Here is a 20243-nt window from a genome sequence, read left to right on the forward strand (position 1 = left end):
GACCTCGCCCGCACCGCACCACGAGAGCCCTCCGACCGTCACCGCCGAAGGGCTATCTCGCCGTACCCGTCTGACCGTTGAGTTTTCCGGTCAGGCGTGATGTCCGCGTTGTCGAGGCAGGCTTTGACAGTCTTGTTCGTCGCAGGTGACGTGGAGGTGGCGGATGCCGTCGATGCGGGCAGTGCTTGAGTGCCGTGAGAAGGCCGCGCTGGTGCGGGTGGAGGAGTTGCGGGCCGAGTTCGAGCGTGTGCGGGCAGCTCTTGCGGAGGCGGAAGAGGTGCTGAACCACCGGGTGATCGGCCTGGAGCAGTATCTCGAGTCGCTGGCCGAGCGTGATGCTCCCACCGCGGCGGGGGGGCCTGGGCTGGCCGCGGCCGAGACTGTGGTGGAGGAGTCGGCGTCAGCGACTGGGCCGCGCAGGACGGTGGCCCGCAAGGAGGACGGGGTGTCGATGGAGGTCCTCGGCGCGGACTACCGGCACATCATGGCCGTCTTCGAGGAGGCGGGTGGTGACAGTTTGACCGCGCGGCGGACAGCGGTGGCACTGGGCTGGGACAGTTCGGCTCCGTCCCGGGTAGAGGGCGCTCGGGGGAAGCTGAAGCGGCTGGTGGAGCGAGGCTGGCTGGTCGAGGAGAGGCCGGGCCGGGTCACGCTGCCCGCGGCAGGCACGGCCGCTGCTGCCGCGTAGTGGCCTTGCGACGAAGGCCTGGCGGCCGAGATCGTCCTCAAGGCCCTGGCCGTGACCGCCATGGTGGCGGTCACGGCCAGGTGGGATGGGGGTAGGTGATGGACTGAGGATCAGCTGCCCAAGACCGAGCCGAACTCGGCGTTGGGGTAGGTGAAGCCGAAGGCCTTCTCGCTGAACGACGTCGCGCCTCTCGTCGTCAGTCCGGTCGCCGAACCGCGCAGCACAAGGTCGCCGCCGTCGCGGGTCGACCCGGAGAAGACGTCCTCGCCCTTCGCTGCGATCGCGACGTCCGCCGCGCCGTTGCCGTCGAGGTCGGCGATGCGTACGGCGGAGCCGAACCAGTCGTCCGCCTCCGCTGCGCCGGGCACACCGGTGGTGGCCTGGTGGAACGCCTGGGCACCGGTGCCGGTCAGGCCGGTGGCTGTGCCCTTGAGCAGGACCGCCCGGCCGGTCTGCGTCACACCGTCGACCGTCTCGCCCGGCACGCCGACCGCGACATCTGCGGAGCCGTCGCCCGTGACGTCGCCGACCGCGAGCGAGGCACCGAAGTTGTCGCCCGGCTCGTTCGCACCCGGGACGCCGACAGTGTCCTGGTCGAGCGTGGCAGTACGGTGGGCGCCGAGGCCATCTGCGCTGCCGTAGCGGATGTGGATGAAGCCCGCGGCGTCCGAGTACTCGCCCGCGGTGGCGGCTGAGGCGGGGGTGTGGCCGGTGACGAGGTCGGTGTAGCCGTCGTGGTCGATGTCCCCGGCGGCGGCCGCGGCGGTGGGGGCCTCGTTCTCGCCGGAAGCGCCGGCACCCGGGTCCGCAATGGAGAGATGGTCGAGCCGGTCGGGACCCCAGGTGTAGACGGCAGTGTGCTGGCAGTCCGTGATGCCGTCACAGCTCGCGGGGCCGGTGACGGCCAGCTGGGCACGCCCGGCTCCGGTGAAGTCGCCCGCGGTCAGGGTGCGGGGCTCGACGAAGCCCCAGAAGTAGTGGGAATACTTCGCAGCCGGCGCCGTGCGGCCCGCGAGGTCGTCATACACCCACAACTTGTTGCGGCTGAGCGCGGCCAGCTGCATCGTGCCGTCACCGTCGAAGTCGCCGACAGCGAGCTTCCTGCCGAAGTCCTTCTCGTCTTCCCAGACGCTGTCGGCGAGCGGGCTGTCCATCGCGATGCCACCGTTCACCAGGCCGTCCGCACCGCCCCACAGGACAGTGAGGCTGCCGTAGTCACCACTGTTGTAGTCCACCTTCTCGCCAGGAGAGCCGACGACGAGGTCGGTGTAGCCGTCGGCGTCGAGGTCGCCGGTGGCATAGGCACTGCCGAAGATGTCGTTGATTTCAGCAGTGCTCGGAACCCCGGCAGAGTTCTGGGTGAGCGTCACCGAGCGGGCGGGCGACACACCGTCAGCGGAACCGTAGAGCACGGTGACCGAGCCGGCTCTGAAGCTCCCGTCGACATCAGCTTGAGGGGTGGCCACGACGAGGTCGGCGACACCGTCACCGTTGAAGTCATCGGCCGTGGCGGTGGCCGCGCTCGCTGTGGGGACAAAGGTTAAGGACAAGCCCGCGGATACTGCTACGGCAAGGGTCAGGGTACGTACACGCAAAATTGCTCCAGTCAACGTGGTTGTCATGACCGCCCTATCGTGCCCGCCACCACTGACAACGCCCCGGCAGCAAGCCCAGCCGCAGCGCCGCCGCGTACCTGCGGGCTGCCGGCATCAGGGTGGAAGTCGACAACCGCCACATCGACCGGCCGGTACTCCCGCACTGACGCGGGCGCGAGCCTGAGAAGTGGTCTCATTACCGATCCCCGGACAACCGCTCGGCTTGACCGTCGTCGATTCGGGGCTAACCTGATCTAGCGCCTCACGTCGGCTCTCCGCTTTCCGCGCCGGAGGCCCCAGTCCGGGTTCGCGTCGCCGACCGGATACGGCAATCGCGTCGGCCATGGCCGACGTCTTCCACACGATCCTCGCTGTTCTCGGTCGCCGAAATGGGCCGAGGTCACCTTGTATGCCGAGGAAGTGAAAGCACATGACCGTCTCTGGGATCTTGAAATCAGGCAAGGCCAAACTGGCCCTCGGAGTGGCGGTGCTCTCCGCCCTGACCGTGGTACCGGCTCATGCCTCAGATGATCTCGGCAGGGCCCCGGGGGGCCAGAAGCCGACCGTGGTGCTCGTGCACGGGGCATTCGCCGACGGGTCCAGTTGGAACGCAGTGGTGCAGCGCCTGCAGCGGGACGGCTATCAGGTCATCGCCCCGCCCAACACGCTGCGCGGCATACCCCAGGACTCGACATACCTGAACAGCCTGCTGAAGACCATCACGGGGCCGATCGTCCTCGTCGGACACTCCTACGCCGGCGGGGTGATCTCGCAGGCGGCCGCCGGTGTCGACAACATCAAGGCACTGGTGTACGTCAACGCGATCATGCCGGACAAGGGGGAGTCGTTCGCCAGCCTCTCGGGCAAGTTCCCGGCAGCCCCGATCACCAAGGCGTTCAAGCAGGTGCCGTTCCGCAACGGCGACGGCACCACGGGCACCGACGTGTACATCCAGCCCGCCAAGCTCCACGCGACCTTCGCCCAGGACCTCTCGCAGCAGCAGGCGTCCGTCATGGCATCGACGCAGCGCCCGATCGCACAATCGGCGTTCACCGACAAACTCACCCAAGCGGCCTGGCGGGACAAGCCGGTCTACGTACTCATCGGCAGGCAGGACCGGGCCATAAACCCGAGCCTCGAGCGGTACGAGGCCAAGCGCGCACACGCGCGCAAGACGGTGGAGATCGACTCCTCGCACGTGTCCCTGGTCTCCCACCCCCAAGCGGTCACGGATCTCATCGTGAGCGCGGCCCACGACTCCGGTCACCAGTAGGCGAACGGGCAGCACCCCGAGCACACGGCGGGGGCCTCCGGCACACACCGGAGACCCCCGCCGACGATGCCCTCACGGAACTGCCGCCGTTGCGCCGGCGGGCGCATGACTGGTACACCAACGACTTTTGCCACGCCTGTCGTGGGACTTATGGGACGGGTGGCCCGCGTCAGCCGTTGACTATCGCGATCGCCGAGGCCGGGTTCCCGCTGCGATTGCGGGCCCGGCTCCCCGCTTGCCCGGAACCTCTGAAGGGTGCGCCGCACGAGGCGTGCGATGCAAGAGTTCGAGTCCGGCCGGGCCGTGGTCGGGTCGCGGGTCGGCGGGGTGTGTAGCACTGTGGCATCGAGATCGGGGCGCAGTCTGAATTCGACGCTCCGGGTTCGGCGGTTGCGTAGAAGGAGCCGAAAGGAAGATCAACATGGCGAATCGTGTGCTGAAGAAGGTGCTCATCACGGGAGCTGCAACCGGCTTCGGGTACGAGGCTGCGATGCGTTTGGCGGAAAAGGGCTTCGACGTGATCGCCACGGTGGAGATCTACGCCCAGGTCCAGACGCTGAAGCGGCAAGCGGCCGAGCGAGGGGTGAGCCTGCAGGTCGAGAAACTTGATGTCACCAACGACGGTGATCGCCGCAAGGCTCTCAACTGGGGTGTGGAGATCCTGGTGAACAACGCAGGAGTCGGCGAAGGTGGCTCAACCGTCGACATTCCCGCATCGAACATCCGGCACCAGTTCGAAGTCAACGTCACCGGACCGCTGCTCCTCACTCAGGGGATCGCCAAGCAGATGGTCAAGCGCGGCGCCGGCAGAATCGTATGGGTGTCATCTCGAGAGGGCCTGAACGTCAACCCTTTCACCGGTATCTACTCCGCTTCCAAGCATGCGGTCGAGGCGATCGCCGAAACCATGGCCTACGAGCTGCAGGAGTACAACGTCGAGGTCGCCACGGTCAACCCGGGGCCGTTCTTGACCGGCTTCAACGATCGCATGTTCCAGACCTGGGAGAGCTGGGAGGACGACCCCTCGCAGCGGCTCTTTGACTACTCCAAGCTCGCCTTCCCCCGAGCCCAGTTCGATCCTGAAGCGGTCTATGCGACGTTGACCGCCGTCGCTGCCGGGGAGGTCGACCGTTTCCGCAATCTGGAGCCCGCGTCGATGCTCGAAGAGACCAAGCACCTCCAGCAGGTTCCCTGGGAGCGCAAGGTCACGGATGGCCTCGGGACCCGGCATCAGGCCATTCAGCACTCCCACGAGATGCAGCCTGAGACTCCCGTTGCAAGCTGATCCCGTTCCGGGTGACCGCTGGGGTCGCCAAGGCGGTGGTGGACGGTCGCCGGGTGGCCTACTCGGAACGTCGTCAGTACGCCCCGAACGACCAGAAGACGCCCACCTCGTCGTCAGTTACCGCGATCAGGCCCAGGTCCTCGAAGAAGTCGAGGCCGTTGAGGTACTCGGAGGTGAGGAAGCCATGGGATTCCGTGCCCTGGAGGCCTGCTGCGAGGAAGTCCTGGGCAGGGTCAGAGGCGGCGGCCGTCGCGTTGGTCCAGTAGCGCGCCGTGGGCCCGTACCGGTCGAGCAGGATTCGGGCATCCGCCAGCACGATGTCCCGGTCCGGGCGGGAGCGGACTGGGGCAGGCTCCGACTGCCATTCCTCGGCCATGATGGCGAGCGCGGTGACCGCCGCCTCCGCCTCCAGGGGGTACAGGCGGTCGGGGAACTCTGATGCGTCCGGGGGATCGAAGGGGTACGCGGGCACCATGTGGCGGGCGGCGTTGGTGCGGTCCCAGTCCAGCCGGACCCAGCCCCGGGGGTCAGGGACCGACCGGTGCAGCACGGCGTGGACGTCGTGCGCCCAGTCCTCGTGCCGCCGGGGGCCGGTAGCAGCGAAGGTGTACGTGTCGTCGAGCAGCCGCAGCGCCGCCGCGTTCCAGGGACAGCGACGACTGCGGAACTCCGCCAGCAGACCGCCGACTTGGCGGGCAAAGGTGGCCTTCGGCTCGCAGGGGATGCGCCGGAGCTGGTCGAGGGCCCAGTGGGCGAGCTCGCCCCCTCCTTCCGCTGCAGGGCAGGCCGGCCCCTGCGGGAGCGGGAGGTACGTTCCGTCCCAGAGCGCCTCCAGGTGCGCATCGAGCAGGTCCAGGGCGGTCCGGTCGGCAGGCAGTGACATTTCGCCACTCTAGGCCGTCTCTCGGGCGGACCGGCAGCTCCCTCCCCTGCGCGGGCAGTGCCGGTACCGCGGTGCGGCGGGCTACCGGTTTCGTCACCAGCGGTGGGAACTGGCGGAAGGCGTCGATCGTGTCCGTTACCGCCAGGGCGTGCGGGGCGCCGGCCTTCGCCGCGTCCCGTGACGCCTCATCACCCCAACCGAAACGTGCGAGGTTAGGGTAGGGCGCCCGTCAGCCCGGGCCCACCCGAACGGAGACCTGAGTGCCGCGCCGCGCGACCCCCCGATTCACCGGATCCATAGCCACACCCACGGCCCTGGCGCTGAGCGCCGTCTTTCTGTCGGGTGTTGTCGCGCCCGGCCAGCTGCCGCAGGCCGAAGCCGCCGCGGCAGTCGGCGCCGAGCCTGTGGGGCGGATGCCGCTCGGGCCCGAGGATGTGCCCACCCAGACCCGGCCCGCCGAGGAGTTCGCGCCCGGCGTCACCTACCGCAAGTACTGGCAGGGCGAGGCCTCGGACTCCTGGGCAGTCTGGGTCCGCCACCCCGAGAAGGGCATTGAAACCTTCGGGACCCGGCCGGACGCCGACGCACTCGCGGCGGCGGTGACCGCGGCCGGGTTCGAAGCCCACGTCGACATCTTCCGCGTGCAGGAGAGCGCCGACACCGACAGCCGGATCGTGGGCTACGGGGTCCGGGCCGGCCGGTTCGCGGCCGACCGGCGGGCTGACGCCGTCCAGTTGCAGAACGCTCTGACCGCGGCGGGCTTCGGCAAGAGCCGGGTCTTCTTCACCGCCGAGGACGGCGGCGAGAGCAAGGGCCCGTGGCAGGTCAGGGTCATCAACGTCGCCCCATCAGCCCAGGTCGCGCTGAAGGCCGTGCACGGGACGGACGTCCAGAACTCCGAGACGGTGCGGCAGCTGGCCAAGGACAGCGGCGCGCTGGTCGCGGTCAACGGCTCCGAGTTCGATATCAGCGGCCCCAACAACCCGTCCTTCGCCGGCTTCGAGGGCGTGCCACAGGGCCTGTACATGCAGGGCAACACGCTGCTCGGCGCCCCAAATAATGGACGCACCTCCCTGCTTCTGGAGGGACTTGGCAGTCGAGCCGCCATCGACGAGGTCACCTCCCGGACGCAGGTGGCGGCGCCCGACGGAAGTGTGCGCGTGGTCGACGGCATCAACCGGCCGGCCGGCCAGGTCCTCGGCTGCGGCGGCGTCGGCGACGACTACCGCTCCACCGACCGGGTCAAGACGCTCCAGCCGTGGCGCAACACCCTCTGCCTCGACCCGAACGAGATCGTGGTCTTCCGCCCGGAGTGGGGCGCCACCACACCCACCCGAAGCGCTGGGACCAGCCGTGGACCGACGTCACGACAGGGTGGCAGGCCCAGTGGTACGCGAACGACCAGGAATTTGCCGCGCACACCGTCGATGTCGTCATGGACGGCAACTGGGTCGTCAAGGAGCTCCGCAGCCCGGCGGGCGGTCCGATCCCGGCCGGCGGCCGGGTCCTGCAGGGCATCGGTGCCGGCGCCGACTGGCTGCGCGCCCACTCCGAGGTCGGCAAGGCGTACAAGCCCGGTACGAAGGTGCTCGGCCGAGACGGGAAGCCGGTGACCACCCCCACGCTGTCCGCAGTTGCGGGTGGCACCCCGGCACTGGTCCGGGCCGGCGAGGTGTGGCTCAACCCGGCCGCCAACGGCATGTCCCAGTACTCTTGCGTCCCGGCCGACCTTGGCCCGGGCGAGAAGTGCCGCTCGAACAACACCCTGCTGCAGCGCCACGCCCGTACCCTCGCCGGAGTGACCGCATCCGGCGAACTGCTGCTCGTCACCATCGACGGCCGCGACCCCGCTCTCAGCGTGGGAACGACCCTGCCCGAGGCAGCCCGAGTGATGCAGTGGCTGGGCGCGACGGACGCCGTAGGCCTGGGCAGCGGCGGAGACACCACGCTCATCGCCAACGACACGCTCTACAACCGGCCCGTGGACGACTGGGGCGGCACGCTGCGCGAGCGCGCAGTGAGCAACGCCGTCGTCGTCATCAAAAAGCCGTGAAAGAGGGACTCCGGAGCGCCCCGAGTTCCGTGGAGTCGCGTTACTTGGATTCACGCTACCGAGGGTGTGCGGGGTTCGTACTCGACCGGGCTGAGCATGCCCAGTGCCGAGTGCCTGCGTTGTCGGTTACGGAAGATCTCCAGGTACTCGACGAGCGCGGTGGACAGCTTGAGTCGGTTCCGTGGCGGCCGCTCTTCGGCCCACAAGCCGCGGGTGTGCCCGGTGTGGCGGGTCATGACCGCGCGGACGGCCTTCTCGTCACGGGAAGGCAGCGCGTCGAAGATTTCGAGGTGCTCCTCGGCGGAGGCATGCAGCTTCCCGTCGCCTCGGAGAAGCAGCCGAGCGTGGACGATCTCTTGGTCCTGAGCGGGAACGCATGCCACGACCGCCTCGGGCGTTTGCCGAGCTGACCGCGTTCGAAGCGGGCACCAGAACGGACCAGTGGGACCAGGTCGGGGCCGATGACGGCCCACCAGCGGGCCCTGGCCGGACTGGACCAGCTTGAAACACCGTCGCCAGGCCGGCGACAGAATCGTCCAGAGGCCAAGCGTTCTGCGTCACAGAGGCAGCGTTATACCGAGCTCACGCATGGCGGAGGAAGGGGGACCGCCTTCGGAGCGTTCGGTTTTGCGGCCCTTGCTTGTCGGGGCCAGCGTGCGGGGGTCGATGGCCTCTGCCGGCGCGCCGGTGGCGTAGACGCCCTCAGCGTCGCTGTCTCGGTCATGCGGGAGGAGCCAGAAGACCCGTCGGCGGAAGGTGCCCGAGGAGCGGGACGCCTTTGCCTTGGGGCCGAGGAGTGCGTAGCCGACCATGCGCCCGTCGCGGTGGTATGCAGGCTTGGCTCTGCGGGTGGGTAGCCGGTCCAGGCTCTGGCGTACGTAGTCGAGATCGGTAGTGTCTTCGAGCCAGACCAGTTCGGTCTCGTGGCAGATCTCGTCCTCTGTGATGAGAGAACTCACGTCGTCTCCTCGTCGGCGAGCAGCCCGATGCCCGGGTAGTACTTGCGCTGGTTGGACACTTTCATTTCCTTCGGCGAAGCGAGTCCGACCAGTTCACGTGCTCGGGTCGCAAAGGCCCGGGACGATATGGCAGGTGCACCTTCATTTTGACACCAGTCCTTGTAGACGGCGTAGAGCCGTGCCTGTTCGGCCCGGTGCTCGGGGTTGAGGGCACAACATTCTTCGAAGAACCGGCCAGTGTGATCCTCGGTCTCCGCGTAGGCCGTGGTGGCGATCCGTACGCGCTGCGGGCCGCTGAGGTCTTTGTCGCCGGCGAGGTAGCGGCGGGCGCCGTCGATGAGCCAATTGAGGATGCCTGGTCCTTCCTCGGCGACCAGGATGTCGGCGAGATTGTCGATCTTGCGGTCGTCGGAGACGACGCGTTCGAAGGGGATCATCCTCATTCGGCGCCAGAATGCGAAGCCCCCGGTGCCGACTTCCGGGCGGTGGTTACCCAGCAGCCAGAGCTTGTGGGTGGGGGCGAAGGAGAAGAAGTCTTGCCGCATCCGCCGGGCTTTGATCCTGTCTCCGCCGGTCAGAAGCTTGACACGCGCCTCATCGAACTTGTCTCCGGGCTTGACTTCGGAGCACACGATGACACGGCGGCCGTGCAGTTCCGCGAGGTCTGTCGGATGGCCCTCGTATGGGCGAGCCATGAGGAAGCCTGGCGGGGCAGCGTCGGCGTAGTCGCCGAGCAATTTCATCAGCACATCGAGGAGGACGGACTTCCCGTTCTTGCCGGAGCCGAACAGGAACGGCATGACCTGTCCGCCGACGTCGCCGGTGATCGAGTAGCCGAGGAGCAGGTGCAGGAAGCCGACCATTTCCGCACCTTCCGCATCGTTGCCGAACGTGTCGGCAAGGAAGCGGTCCCATCGTGGCGTGGGGCTCTGTGTCGGTCCGGTCGAGGTGGAGCGGGAGTGGAAGTCCTTGTTGGGATCAGGCGTTCTGAGCAGGCCGGTGCGCAGGTCGACCACACCTGCGGGCGTGCACAGGACGTAGGGGTCGGCGTCCAGGAGTGACGCGTTGAGGACCATGCCCGGTGCGGACTTGGCCTGTGTAAGCATCGCGTTCATTCCCGACGTGCTCAGTGCCCGGCGTCGGTGCTGCTGCAGTGAGGCTGGAGTGAAGATGCCGCGCGGGTCGGTGGTGGCCAGATTCTCTGCGAGATCACCGGCAGCCCAGACGACGGCGTCGTCCTCATCCATGAGCCAGCGGGTCGCGTCCCACCGGAACCAGCCCAGGCCGGGGACATGTCGGTAGTCGTTGGCGTACAGCTTGACGAAGAGTTTGGCGTTGCCACGGTCGGACAGGGTGTCTGGTAGCAGACCAGCGGCTGTTGCCGCACTGGCCTGCAGGTTGGGGAAACGGTCCACTCCTGCCTGGGCGGGGAGCGGTGTTGCGGCCTGGGCCAGAATTTGGGCGGCGACGGCCTGTGCATCAAAGTCGAAAAGGAAGCCGTGGTTGTCGGCGGAGTGCGTCACGAGCGGCTCCCCGGGTTCAAGGGGTGCTGCATACCGGCATGCATGCCGCTGCGGATGATCTGCTCGGTTCGGCGCCTCTGGCCAGGGCGGGTCGAATCGGCAACCTCCTGCAGTACCTGTGCAGCGGCATGCTCGGTCAGGTGGCCTGCTGCCACAAGCCCGCCCGTGGTGAATGCAGCCCGGTTGAGTTTGTCAGAGAAACCTGCGCCTTCGGCTACGGCGGAACAGGCGGCTACCTCGGCGAGGACAGTCGCGAGAGTGCGGCTGGCGCGGTCGCGGCCTCCGCCGGCGGCGATGACGGCCTGACGGGCGCGCGGCGGAACCGGTCTCGGCGCGGGGACGCTCGGTGCCGGCAGGTGTCCTGTGCGGTCAAGCTCTTGGGCGAGCCACTTGGGCAGCGGTGAGGGCCGGCGGGCTTTCCCTAGAGCTGTGTAGGTACCAGCGTTGGTGGTAGTTCCCGGCGCGATGATGTAGCCGCCGTGGGCTCGGACGTCTACCTGCCAGGCCAGTGCCCGGCCGCCGCCGGATCCGGTTGAGCACTGCCAGCGGCGCCCGTCGGTGGCGCGGTACCAGATGTGGAGCCCTCCCGACGGTGTCCGCACGCGCAGCGTGGTCTCGTCGTCGACGGGATTGGCAACGCCACGCAGGGCGGCCAGGACGGCCAGGGTGTGGTAGCCGTTGGTCAGCCCGCGGAGATCGGTGTGGTCCGGGATCTCAAAGCCGGGCAAGATCTGGTCGCGAGCCGGGAGCGGCTGCTGGTGAGCGTCGACATCGATCACAACCAGTCCTGCGGGGCCGCAGGCGATACCAACACCGAAGGCGGGGTTCTCGCTCCACCACTGGTCGATCCTGGCCGCATCGAGGGTGGCCGCGTGAAATCCGTGGCACCAGCGACCAGCTGCTCGACAGTCACAGCCCTCGCGGGAGTGGCCGGGCTGCCGGCAGGAGGAGCAGTTTGCAGCAGGAGTCTTGCGTCGGGGTGCCAGCGGGTGGACCGGCCACCCCTGACTGGCACACCACCGGGCTGTAGCCAACATCAAGGAGTCAGCGACTGAACGTTCAGGGGCTGACTGCCATGAGTCGCTGCGAGAAAATCGCAGCTCAACAGGCATGTGGTTCCCCTATCAGCGACCGAAGCGACTCAACAATGAACACACATTAGCGAAGTGCCCGGCGGGAGGTGTACACCCCCCGGAATCCACACTCGTTCGTGTCGGGTCGGTGGCTGGTACATCAGCGACCGACTAGCGGGGGCAGCGTCCCAGAGAGGTTCAGTCGCTACCGTCCCGTCATACCATTACCGCAGGTCAGAGGCATCCAGAGCAAAAAATAGCGACTGAAGCGACTGAAGTCTTCTATATATGACGCACACGCGCGCACAGGATCGGGCTCATATACCCGACCGGTGAGTCGCTTCGGTCGCTGATTCCGTTACACATGCCGCCTGAGCTGCGGTTATGTCAGCTACCGAAGCAGCTACCGAAGCTGCGCACAGCTACCCGGCTTGAGTCGCTGCCCAGATTCCAGCCAGTCAGCCAGCGACTCAAGCGTCCAGGGCGCCTGCCTCCGGCGCCGGACATCTCCGGCCTCCAGTCGCTTCGGTCGCTTCTTCCGGCCTGGACGACGGGTGACGTGAGTTCAGGATGCAAGGCACGCACGGAGACAACAGGGGTCTCCGTAGTACTGGGGAAGTTTCGGCCGGGTACGGTGCGGCCGGAGCTAGCCCCTCATGAGTCGGGCGAGACGGTCCCAGGCCGGGGATGAGGCCCCGGCCTGGGACTGCGCGGCCAGCCGGGCGATCCTCGGGTTGTCGACGGGCTCGGCCTCGGACGGGCTGTGGTGGTTGGCGAGCCACGTCCGGGTGCGCTCCGCGAGTGCGGGCAGGCGGGGGTCGTCCGGCGACCAGTCGTAGGCGGCGTCAGTCTCAAGGTAGAGGGCGCGGAACTCAGGGTCGGTGATCAGCTCGCGTATCTTCGCGAACCACTGGTTGACGTCCTTGGGTGAGGCGGTGTGCATGAGGATCCAGCCGTCGCGTTCCAGGCGCACCTGGCGCTCGCTGATCCCGAGCTCGCGCAGCTCGTTGAGATAGTCGACGACGTCTGGGGAGACGAACAGCCGGTCGCCGCCACGCAGCTGGGCGAGCTGCGCACGGGCTCTCCGCAGCTGCGCGATGCGGTCCTGGATGTCGTGGTCGATCTCGGCGATGGCCGCGGTGAGCGTGTCCGGGTCGGCGTCCAGGAGGTCCTTGACGCGGGCCAGCGGCACGCCCGCGTTGGCCAGCGTCCTGATCTTGACCAGGGTGAGGGCGTGTTGGGCGTCGTAGCGCCGGTAGCCGGACGAGTCGCGGTCGGGCTCGGCAAGTAGGCCGCGCTCGTGGTAGTGGCGGATAGCCTTGGTGGTCACCCCGGCGTAGTCCGCGAGCTGGCCGATCGTGAGCATGCTGGGCATCCTCTCACTTGGCGGTCATCCGGCGTGGTCAGGCCCGGCGAGTCAGCCGGCCGCCGCCGTTGCGGAAGCGCGCCTGCCCGTCGCGGACGTCGTGATAGGACACCAGCAGCAGGCGCAGGTACCCGTCGAACGTCTCCAGCGGGTACCCGGCCGGCGCGAACAGGCCGGGCCGGATCGGCACGAGGCGCCGCGGCGGGGCGGAGGTCGTCCCGCCGGCGAACTCCGTGAAGATCCGCTCCTGCGAGGCGTCCGCCGGCTCGTACATCGTCCGCTCCTCGAGCTGACCGTCGACGACGCTGACGGTGACGCGGAGCTGGTTGGAGCGGTACGTGCCCACGTACGGGGTGAGATCGACGTCCTCCGCCAGCTCGGTGATCAGCGCGGGGACCTGAACGCCGAGGTACTTGCCGAGCAGCCATCGCAGGATCTGATCCTGCAGCATGATCGCCCCCGGGTTGTTGCCGAACGCGGTGAAGACCAGGTCATGCTCGGGAAGGACGCACAGGATGGACACCCCGCCCGGCGAGGCGCCCGACATGGCCAGGACGGTCGTGTCGCCGAACGGGTACCGCACCCAGCCCAGGCCGACCGGCGGGGTGTTCGGGGTGCCCATGTCGAACGCCACCTGCTGCATCAGCGCGGTCGACTCGGCCGACAGGACCCGCGCGCCAGACGGGGCGAGGCCGCCGGCGAGGTGGATGCGCCCGAAGGCGAGCAGGTCGGCGACGGTGCCGATCGGCGTGCCGCCGGCCGGACCCCAGGTCTCGGGAAGCGTGAACATGCTGGTGGGCCTGGCCGCCATGGTCTCAGGGTCCAGGAAGTGGCCGACCGCTGTGCTGCGCAGGATGGCCTCCTCGGCCGAGGTGCTGGAGTCCGTCATGCCGACCGGCGTGTAGACCTCGCGCTTGAGCAACTCGGGGAAGGGCAGGCCGGTCACCACCTCCAGCAGGCGGCCCGCCACGATCATGCCACCGTTGGAGTAGCTGAGCTGCTCGCCGGGCTCGAACAGGGCGCCGCAAATGCCCGCGAGGCCCTCGACGTAGGTCTTCAGGGCGTCGCGGCCCTTGGCGTCGGGGAGGAACAGGTCCGCGTCGATGCCGTTGGTGTGCGAAACCAGGTGCCGGACCAGGATCTTGTCCGCCGCGCCCGGCGCGGTCAGGGCCAATTCAGGCAGGTACCTCACCGCCGGCGCGTCGAGGTCCAGGACCCCGCGCTCGACCTGCTGGAGGACCAGCGTGGTGGTCAGGACCTTGGTGACCGAGCCGAAGAGGAATCCGGTGTCCTCGAGCATCGGCGCGTCGGTGGCAGCGTTCGCGGTGCCGTGGGCGACGACGACCTGCTCGCCGGCGTGGTAGACACCGGCGACGAACCCGGGGACGTTGTTGGACTCGCAGTAGGCGGCGGCCTGCTCGCGGATCTGGGCTTCGACGGTGCTCAGTGCGTTGTTGTCCATGCGGACTATCGTCGAACCCTGCCCCTAGGGCAAGGTCAAGCCTCCCGGAACGAGGAAGACGTGCGAGCGCTCCTGACCGCCATGCGACGGCCGCGTTTGACCGGCGTGTAGCCCCGCAGTGCCGGGGCCTCGGCCGCGTCCGCCTCCCCGGCGAAGTCGGTGATCTTCCGAGCGGCGATGCCGCCGTCGCTGTCGCGCTCCTCCAGCAGCCGCAGCAGCTCCGCCCGCTGAAGCGGGCTCATGCGGTCATGGACACCCGTGCAGATCGAGGCGTTCACCTCGGTGCGGATCTTCGAGGCCGTCTTGTCGAAAGTGGAGAATCCGGGCAGTTCCAGCCCGGCCTCCACGACCTTCGCCAGCGATGTCGATCAGGTCCGCCGGCCGGTTCTTCGCTGTGGCCTCCTTACGGATCGCCTGCTCGGCGACCCGCAGGGCCTCCGCCCGGTCGTACGCAACGACACTTGCCGAACGGGTGACGGGCCGAACGCTCAGCGCTCAAGCCTTCAAGATCAACCCATTGCCCCTTCGACGCGTATCTGAGCTACACCCCTGGACGCAGCTCGGCCCGCCCCGGACCGGCCGGTCCGGGGCGGGCCGAGCGGACCGGCCGGTGCCGTTTTGTCAGCGCACGTCGACGTAGTCGCCTGTGGCGTTGACCGCCGACGTGGTGGAGGTGCCCGCGAAGGACCAGCGCCAGTAGCCGTCGGCCGAGGCCGTGACCGTCGTCGACAGGGTGCCCGTCGAGCTGGTGTTGACCGTTTTGACGGTCGTGTAGGTGCTGGTGCCCGCCTTGCGGAACTGCAGCTTCACGTGCTGGTTGGTGTAGCCCGCGTAGGTGCGCTTGTCCCAGTTGGCGCGGGTCAGCTTGCCCGTGACCTTGAGCGACTTGCCCTTGGTCACCGGCTCGGGCCCGGCGTCGACGCTGAGTTTGCCGCGGCGCAGGACCGGGTGGGTGATGTCTCCACCGTTGTTGTAGAGATCGCCGTCCTTGGACTGGAGCTGGATGACCACCTTCCACGGTCCCGCGAGGGTGTTGCGGGGCACGCCCCAGCCCGAGTCGAGCTTGAAGGTGAGCTTGCAGGTGGAGGTGGTGGCGCTGCTCGCGGTGCACGTCGGGGTGCCGTGGTACGACCAGTAGTTGTCCCCGACCTCGCGCTTGATCTGGAAGAACGCGAGCTTGCTGCTGATCCCCGAGTCGTCCGAAGCCGTCACCGAGATGGTGAACGACTCGGTCTGGGAGGTGCCGAGGACGATGGGCTTGCCGCCGTTCACGGACACCTTCTGGATCACCACACCGGTCTCCGCGGCGTACGCGGCCGGAGCGGTGACAGCGGAGGCGGAAAGGACCAGGGCGCCGGTGAGTACGGCGCCTATGGGTGTTGCGCGCAATGAATCCCCAATGAGTCGAGCTGGCCCCGGCCGTGTGAATTCCTCGGCCGCAGACTTGGCAGGTGGCGTGAGGATACGTCACCCGTGCGGCTCGGCCTCAGCCGGTGTACGGGCCGCCCAGGCCCCACGCCTGGTTCATCACGTCGGCGAAGGCGGATGGGAGCCTGTGCTCGCCGGAGGTGTTCGGGTGCGTGCCGTCGTACGTGTCGCGGTCGAGGTCCCAGGCGGCGGGGCGGCGGCGAGCAGCAGCGCCGCGGCGATCAGGCGGTACCGTCCCGCGCGTCCGAGGTGCATGCACGACATCTGCACGGCGCATGTCCGCGGGTCATCCCGGGGTGGGCCGTACGGGCCCGGTCCCCCCAGGCAGCGAATCCGGCGCCCGCCGACACACGCGTGCGGGGCAGTTCAGGGCGGGTGTCAGTGCCCCCTGCCATGCTGAGGACGCAGGTGACATCCGGAAGAGAACAGACTGAAGGGACACCCCTGTGCTCAGCACCGACTATGTTCCCGGCGCCCCGAACTGGATCGACCTCGGAGTGCCCGACACCGACGCCGCCGTCGCCTTCTACGGCGCCGTGTTCGGCTGGGAGTTTCAGTCGGCCGGTCCGGACTCGGGCGGCTACGGCTTCCTCCGGTCCGGCGGCAGAGCCGTCGCCGGGGTGGGACCGCTCACCGAGGAGGGCGCGAGCCCCTCGTGGACGGTGTACTTCCACACCACCGACGCGGACGCGACGGCGCAAGCCGTCGAGCAGGCCGGCGGCCGAGTCCGCTTCGGGCCGTACGACGTCTTCACCGCCGGGCGGCTGGCCGGCTTCACCGATCCGGCAGGGGCCGAGTTCGGGGTCTGGCAGCCCCGCGACACCCGCGGGATGGAGGTCGTCAACGACCCCAACACCCTGAGCTGGACGGAGCTCTACTCCACCGACGCGGCCGCCGCCAAGGAGTTCTACCGCTCGGTCTTCTCCTGGCGGACCAGGGACATGCCGATGGGCGAGGGGCTGGACTACGCCGTCGCCTCACCGGCAGGCGGCGGGGAGCACTCCGGCCATGCCGGGATCCTGCAGCTGCCCCAGGAGCACCGCGACCGGGGATCCACCTCCGAGTGGCACCCGTACTTCGAAGTGACCGACTGCGACGCCGTGTTCGCCACCGCCACGGACCACGGGGCCACGATGCTGATCCCGCCGATGGACGCCCGCGGCATCGGCCGTATGGCCATGATGCGGGATCCCGCGGGCGCCCAGCTCGCGGTCATCAAGGGGGACAGGGACTGACAACCGGTCACGTGTAGCGGCAGGTGCCGCCGATGCCCTGCGCGGGGATTCGCGGGCATCGAGGAGTCAGACGCAGCAGTCCGCATCCACCTCGGCGACGTCCCGGTCGACCTGCCCGGCCCCGTCGCGGAACTGGCCCTTCAGCAGGTTGCGGCTCGCCGCAGCCGTGCCGTTCTCGCCCGGACGGAGTCACCCTGGCTCTTCCCCGGCGGCCAGCCCGGCCGACCGATCAGTGTCTGGGCCATGGGCGAACGACTCCGCAAACTCGGCATCCGCCTCGCGGAGACCCGCTCGACCGCGCTGTTCCAGCTCGCCACCGAGCTGCCCGCCGCGGCCCTCGCCCGCACCCTCGGCATCGACATCACTGTCGCCGTCAAATGGCAGCGTGCCGCCGCCGGAGACCGAGGCGCCTACGCCGCCGAGATCAGCCGCAGAGCCAGCCGTCACAACCATGAAATCGAGTCCGCCACCCGGCGGCCAGACCCACGAAACAATGAAGGCCATGGAGACCTATCGCTACAAAGTTCAGAAGGGCGGCTTCGGGCTGTTTCTCGGGATCGAAGCTGAGGCTATCCGCCTGACGAACCCGCCGACCATAGGCGTCCCCGTCAGCAGCCGGGTCTGGCTGGACGCTTCTGAAGTCACCAACGCGGTCTATGGGAACCGCCTGGCACTTAACGAACGCGAAGTCGCCTGGTTGCGGGTCGGCTTGGGCAAAGTATCCGGCGACATCGAACGCATCGAGACCAGCCCTTACATCCTGATCTCGGTTCGGGCCCTGGAGATCTTCGAGGTCGACTACGCAGAGGCAGCCCTCGCTCCGGCGATCGCCGGATGGGTCGCAGAGAAGTTCGCCCTGACGCGCCGTCCCTGCAACGTCAGCCGCGACAGCACCATCGGCCAGTTCACGTTCGACTGGAACGAGTGACCCGCATGGCCAACGATGCCGTGATCGCGGTCAAGCTCAGGGCATTGAGGCAGTTCCAATACCCGACTTCACCATCACACGTCGAGAAGTCCTGGACGATGATGCGGGTGTGAGCGTGGCCGATCGGTCACGCTCACACCCGCGGCGCAACAGGGTGCGGAGCACGGCATCGGTCAGCGCATCGGTCACGGCCCCGTTGTGCAGCTGCTGGGCGGCGAGCAGCTGGGCGGGTCCGAGACCGCACCCCCCAGGAATCGGTCACGGCCGCGACGTCGTCGGCCAGGTGATCGGTCACGAGCCGGTCGGTCACGGCGGCCTGGACGGAGGTGTCCGCGCACAGGACATCCCACTCCACGTCCAGGCGGTCAAAGATGCCGCGGGCAGTGGGGGCGGTCGGCGGCAGGTTCGGCACGGCACTTCTCCTTTCGGATGTCGTGCCGTGAACACTCCTCAGGCCGGCTTGCCCAGTGGCTTGCCCAACTCCCTGAAGGAGCAGGTGGGAGGCTTGCCCATGTGTCGGGTAGGCCTCTTGTGACCGATTGGGCAAGCCTCGGTGGCCGGTCGATGCAACCCCGGGCGACTCGCATGGGCAGTGGGCAAGTCCTGCCCCAAGAGGTCGAACGGTGCCTTCCCGGAGAGGCTCGTCGGCCACACCGGCGAGGTGACCGATGAGCACTCTGCTGGTCATGACCGATGACCGATCCGGGCCGTATCGGTCATCGGTCACGCCACAGGGCCCGGACATGACTGTGGCCGATGACCGATCCCGGTCATCGGCCACTCGTCAGGGCGGTTCGGTCAGCGGCTGACCGACCGGAGATGCGCGCGGCCCTGCTGTCGCCGCTGCTCCTTCAGGTAGTCGGCCGCTGCGTTGACCCGCCGCTGACCGGTCTTCGGGGACAGCTCCAGACGTCGGGCGACCTCCGCTCCGGAGAGCTTCTGGCCCGCCTCCTCGGCCTCAGCAAGCCACCCCGCGACCGTCACGATCTGCTGCTGCACCGGGTCCAGATCAGGCTTCTGGGTCTGCTGCTCGGGCAGTCGCGCGGTGGCCTCTCCCGTGTCGGAGACCGTGGCCTCCCATACAGTCTGCTCACCCGTTGCGCCGTCCCCAGCCATGTCCGCCGTCGGGGTATCCCGGGGAGACTGCTGCGGCACTCCCCCGCCGGCCGCACGGTCTCCTGCCACCGAGGCCGTCGGGACCGGCACCGGATCGGCCCCGTACGGCTGTGGGGCGGCAGCCGGCTCAGTCACGGCATCCTCGGAAAAGGAGCGGCGGTCAGCCGATGCGTCAGCCCCTGTGCCTCGGTCATCCGCTCCCTCGGCCACGGCTGATGCCGACACCGCGACATCATCGGCCGGTCGCTCTTGCCCGTCAGCCGACATGGGCGGCTGCGGAGCCTGCATCCTGAAGTCCTGCAGGATCGGCCTGAGCTGTCCTTCCGTGAGAACGCTGCCGGTTACCGGATCGACGACACCGTACTGGGCGAGGAAGAGCCCGAACTGGCGGGCGTTCGGCAGCGCGCCGTACTGAGTGATGAATCCCTGGACAGCCTCGATGTAGTCGACGTCAGGCAGAACAGGCTCGTCCAATACGAAGGACTCGGCATCAGTTGGCTCAGGCGAGGACGCCGGCTCCGCATGAACTGCCCGAGCCGTGCCAGTCTCGCCAGGCTCCAGAGCACGCTGGTGCTCACCCACCAGCTCGGGCTGGGGGTGGACCGTTTCGACGGCGGCCGGGGCCGGTGGCAGCAGGGCCGGTTCGATGCCCGCTGCGGCCAGGCCGGCCGGGCCGGTGTCGGCCAGTGGGACACCGAACTTCGCGAGCCGCAGCGGCATCAGGGACTCGACGGGCGCCTTGCGGCGCCAGTTGCGGCCGAAGCGGGCCTGGAGCCGCGCCTGGTAGATCAGCCGGTCCTGTTCGAGCTTGATGACCTGCTCGTACGACCGCAGCTCCCAGAGCTTCATCCGGCGCCACAGCTTGAACGTCGGGACCGGGGAGAGCAGCCAGCGGGTGAGGCGGACACCCTCCATGTGCTTGTCGGCCGTGAGGTCGGCGATCCGGCCGACCGCGTGCCGGGCGGCCTCGACGGCGACCACGAACAGCACCGGGATCACCGCGTGCATGCCGACACCCAGCGGATCCGGCCAGGCCGCGGCGCCGTTGAAGGCGATCGTCGCGGCGGTCAGCAGCCAGGCCGTCTGGCGCAGCAGCGGGAACGGGATCCGCATCCAGGTCAGCAGCAGGTCCAGCGCCAGCAGTACGCAGATGCCCGCGTCGATGCCGATCGGGAAGACCAGGGCGAAGTTCCCGAAGCCCTTGTCCTCTGCGAGCGCGCGCACCGCGGCGTACGAGCCCGCGAAGCCGATCGCGGCGATGACTGCCGCACCGGCGACCACGAGCCCGATGAGTATTCGGTGCGTGCGTGTCAGCTGAATCGCGGCCACCCGCGGGCCTCCTTCAGGAGCGTGTTGTTGCGTTCTTCGACGTGCCG

The 20243-nt window shown here is 68.4% G+C and carries 19 protein-coding genes and 1 pseudogene; 6 read left to right on the top strand and 14 right to left on the bottom strand.

Features of this window, described 5'->3' with window-relative positions; translation table 11 throughout:
* Window positions 1–172 precede the first annotated feature (172 nt).
* Window positions 173–688: a hypothetical protein gene (locus tag AB0N06_RS31665; protein ID WP_366138140.1), complete on the top strand. Its 516-nt coding sequence runs from the start codon at window positions 173–175 to the stop codon at window positions 686–688.
* 110 nt (window positions 689–798) lie between these two features.
* Here AB0N06_RS31665 and AB0N06_RS31670 read toward each other — a convergent pair whose 3' ends face one another.
* Window positions 799–2238, bottom strand: a complete 1440-nt coding sequence (locus AB0N06_RS31670; protein WP_366138141.1) for an FG-GAP repeat protein — start codon at window positions 2236–2238, stop codon at window positions 799–801.
* Between the two features lie 475 nt (window positions 2239–2713).
* Between AB0N06_RS31670 and AB0N06_RS31675 the strand changes: the two genes are divergently transcribed.
* Window positions 2714–3556 (top strand): alpha/beta fold hydrolase, encoded by an 843-nt coding sequence (locus AB0N06_RS31675; protein WP_366138142.1) that lies wholly within the window; start codon window positions 2714–2716, stop codon window positions 3554–3556.
* Window positions 3557–3989: 433 nt separating this feature from the next.
* Window positions 3990–4841 (top strand): SDR family oxidoreductase, encoded by an 852-nt coding sequence (locus AB0N06_RS31680; protein ID WP_366138163.1) that lies wholly within the window; start codon window positions 3990–3992, stop codon window positions 4839–4841.
* A gap of 73 nt (window positions 4842–4914) precedes the next feature.
* On the opposite strand, the gene AB0N06_RS31685 is transcribed toward AB0N06_RS31680, so the two are convergent.
* Window positions 4915–5724, bottom strand: a complete 810-nt coding sequence (locus tag AB0N06_RS31685) for a hypothetical protein (protein ID WP_366138143.1) — start codon at window positions 5722–5724, stop codon at window positions 4915–4917.
* A gap of 1435 nt (window positions 5725–7159) precedes the next feature.
* Here AB0N06_RS31685 and AB0N06_RS31690 point away from each other — a divergent pair.
* Window positions 7160–7777 carry a phosphodiester glycosidase family protein gene (locus AB0N06_RS31690; RefSeq protein WP_366138144.1) on the top strand — a complete coding sequence of 206 codons (618 nt, stop codon included), beginning with the start codon at window positions 7160–7162 and terminating at the stop codon, window positions 7775–7777.
* Between the two features lie 50 nt (window positions 7778–7827).
* On the opposite strand, the gene AB0N06_RS31695 is transcribed toward AB0N06_RS31690, so the two are convergent.
* From AB0N06_RS31695 to AB0N06_RS31740, 10 genes and pseudogenes are all read right to left on the bottom strand, one after another.
* Window positions 7828–7983, bottom strand: coding sequence for an IS3 family transposase (locus AB0N06_RS31695; RefSeq protein WP_366138164.1), 156 nt, complete (start codon window positions 7981–7983; stop codon window positions 7828–7830).
* A pseudogene (locus tag AB0N06_RS31700) lies at window positions 7975–8130 on the bottom strand (FCD domain-containing protein); the annotation flags it as partial. The gene AB0N06_RS31695 and the pseudogene AB0N06_RS31700, both read right to left, overlap by 9 nt.
* 204 nt (window positions 8131–8334) lie before the next feature.
* Window positions 8335–8736: a DUF6009 family protein gene (locus tag AB0N06_RS31705; RefSeq protein WP_366138145.1), complete on the bottom strand. Its 402-nt coding sequence runs from the start codon at window positions 8734–8736 to the stop codon at window positions 8335–8337.
* The gene (locus AB0N06_RS31710) at window positions 8733–10259 is read right to left on the bottom strand and encodes a phage/plasmid primase, P4 family (RefSeq protein ID WP_366138146.1); all 1527 of its coding nucleotides are present in this window, start codon (window positions 10257–10259) and stop codon (window positions 8733–8735) included. The genes AB0N06_RS31705 and AB0N06_RS31710 overlap by 4 nt, the downstream gene beginning before the upstream one ends.
* Complete coding sequence (locus AB0N06_RS31715) at window positions 10256–11296, bottom strand: bifunctional DNA primase/polymerase (RefSeq protein ID WP_366138165.1); 1041 nt, start codon at window positions 11294–11296, stop codon at window positions 10256–10258. The genes AB0N06_RS31710 and AB0N06_RS31715 overlap by 4 nt, the downstream gene beginning before the upstream one ends.
* 682 nt (window positions 11297–11978) lie before the next feature.
* Window positions 11979–12698 carry a MerR family transcriptional regulator gene (locus AB0N06_RS31720; protein ID WP_366138147.1) on the bottom strand — a complete coding sequence of 240 codons (720 nt, stop codon included), beginning with the start codon at window positions 12696–12698 and terminating at the stop codon, window positions 11979–11981.
* A 37-nt stretch (window positions 12699–12735) separates the two neighbouring features.
* Window positions 12736–14160, bottom strand: a complete 1425-nt coding sequence (locus AB0N06_RS31725; protein WP_366138148.1) for a serine hydrolase domain-containing protein — start codon at window positions 14158–14160, stop codon at window positions 12736–12738.
* A gap of 35 nt (window positions 14161–14195) precedes the next feature.
* Complete coding sequence (locus tag AB0N06_RS31730; RefSeq protein WP_366138149.1) at window positions 14196–14507, bottom strand: hypothetical protein; 312 nt, start codon at window positions 14505–14507, stop codon at window positions 14196–14198.
* A 274-nt stretch (window positions 14508–14781) separates the two neighbouring features.
* Window positions 14782–15549, bottom strand: a complete 768-nt coding sequence (locus AB0N06_RS31735; protein WP_366138150.1) for a hypothetical protein — start codon at window positions 15547–15549, stop codon at window positions 14782–14784.
* A gap of 97 nt (window positions 15550–15646) precedes the next feature.
* On the bottom strand, window positions 15647–15865 hold the full coding sequence (locus AB0N06_RS31740; RefSeq protein WP_366138166.1) for a hypothetical protein: 219 nt from the start codon (window positions 15863–15865) through the stop codon (window positions 15647–15649).
* 169 nt (window positions 15866–16034) lie between these two features.
* Here AB0N06_RS31740 and AB0N06_RS31745 point away from each other — a divergent pair, with 169 nt between their 5' ends.
* Entirely contained in the window at window positions 16035–16823 is a 789-nt protein-coding gene (locus tag AB0N06_RS31745; protein ID WP_366138151.1) for a VOC family protein, read from the top strand.
* Between the two features lie 189 nt (window positions 16824–17012).
* Here the strand turns inward: AB0N06_RS31745 and AB0N06_RS31750 are convergent, their stop codons facing one another.
* A complete protein-coding gene (locus tag AB0N06_RS31750) occupies window positions 17013–17327 on the bottom strand; it encodes a hypothetical protein (RefSeq protein ID WP_366138152.1) in 315 nt (104 codons plus the stop codon).
* Between AB0N06_RS31750 and AB0N06_RS31755 the strand changes: the two genes are divergently transcribed.
* The gene (locus AB0N06_RS31755) at window positions 17326–17751 is read left to right on the top strand and encodes a hypothetical protein (protein ID WP_366138153.1); all 426 of its coding nucleotides are present in this window, start codon (window positions 17326–17328) and stop codon (window positions 17749–17751) included. The genes AB0N06_RS31750 and AB0N06_RS31755 overlap by 2 nt on opposite strands.
* Window positions 17752–18549: 798 nt before the next feature.
* Here the strand turns inward: AB0N06_RS31755 and AB0N06_RS31760 are convergent.
* Window positions 18550–20196: a DUF2637 domain-containing protein gene (locus AB0N06_RS31760; protein WP_366138154.1), complete on the bottom strand. Its 1647-nt coding sequence runs from the start codon at window positions 20194–20196 to the stop codon at window positions 18550–18552.
* Between the last annotated feature and the right edge of the window lie 47 nt (window positions 20197–20243).

It is taken from the genome of Streptomyces sp. NPDC051020, from assembly GCF_040683105.1.
Taxonomy (GTDB): domain Bacteria; phylum Actinomycetota; class Actinomycetes; order Streptomycetales; family Streptomycetaceae; genus Streptomyces.

Bases quoted from the DNA above. Each gene is read 5' to 3' on its own strand.
- AB0N06_RS31685 (WP_366138143.1), bottom strand. From the start codon at position 5,724: ATGTCACTGCCTGCCGACCGGACCGCCCTGGACCTGCTCGATGCGCAC.
- AB0N06_RS31665 (WP_366138140.1), top strand. From the start codon at position 173: ATGCGGGCAGTGCTTGAGTGCCGTGAGAAGGCCGCGCTGGTGCGGGTG.
- AB0N06_RS31750 (WP_366138152.1), bottom strand. From the start codon at position 17,327: ATGGCCTTCATTGTTTCGTGGGTCTGGCCGCCGGGTGGCGGACTCGAT.
- AB0N06_RS31675 (WP_366138142.1), top strand. From the start codon at position 2,714: ATGACCGTCTCTGGGATCTTGAAATCAGGCAAGGCCAAACTGGCCCTC.
- AB0N06_RS31755 (WP_366138153.1), top strand. From the start codon at position 17,326: ATGGAGACCTATCGCTACAAAGTTCAGAAGGGCGGCTTCGGGCTGTTT.
- AB0N06_RS31720 (WP_366138147.1), bottom strand. From the start codon at position 12,698: ATGCTCACGATCGGCCAGCTCGCGGACTACGCCGGGGTGACCACCAAG.
- AB0N06_RS31690 (WP_366138144.1), top strand. From the start codon at position 7,160: ATGGACGGCAACTGGGTCGTCAAGGAGCTCCGCAGCCCGGCGGGCGGT.
- AB0N06_RS31715 (WP_366138165.1), bottom strand. From the start codon at position 11,296: ATGTTGGCTACAGCCCGGTGGTGTGCCAGTCAGGGGTGGCCGGTCCAC.
- AB0N06_RS31725 (WP_366138148.1), bottom strand. From the start codon at position 14,160: ATGGACAACAACGCACTGAGCACCGTCGAAGCCCAGATCCGCGAGCAG.
- AB0N06_RS31740 (WP_366138166.1), bottom strand. From the start codon at position 15,865: ATGCGCCGTGCAGATGTCGTGCATGCACCTCGGACGCGCGGGACGGTA.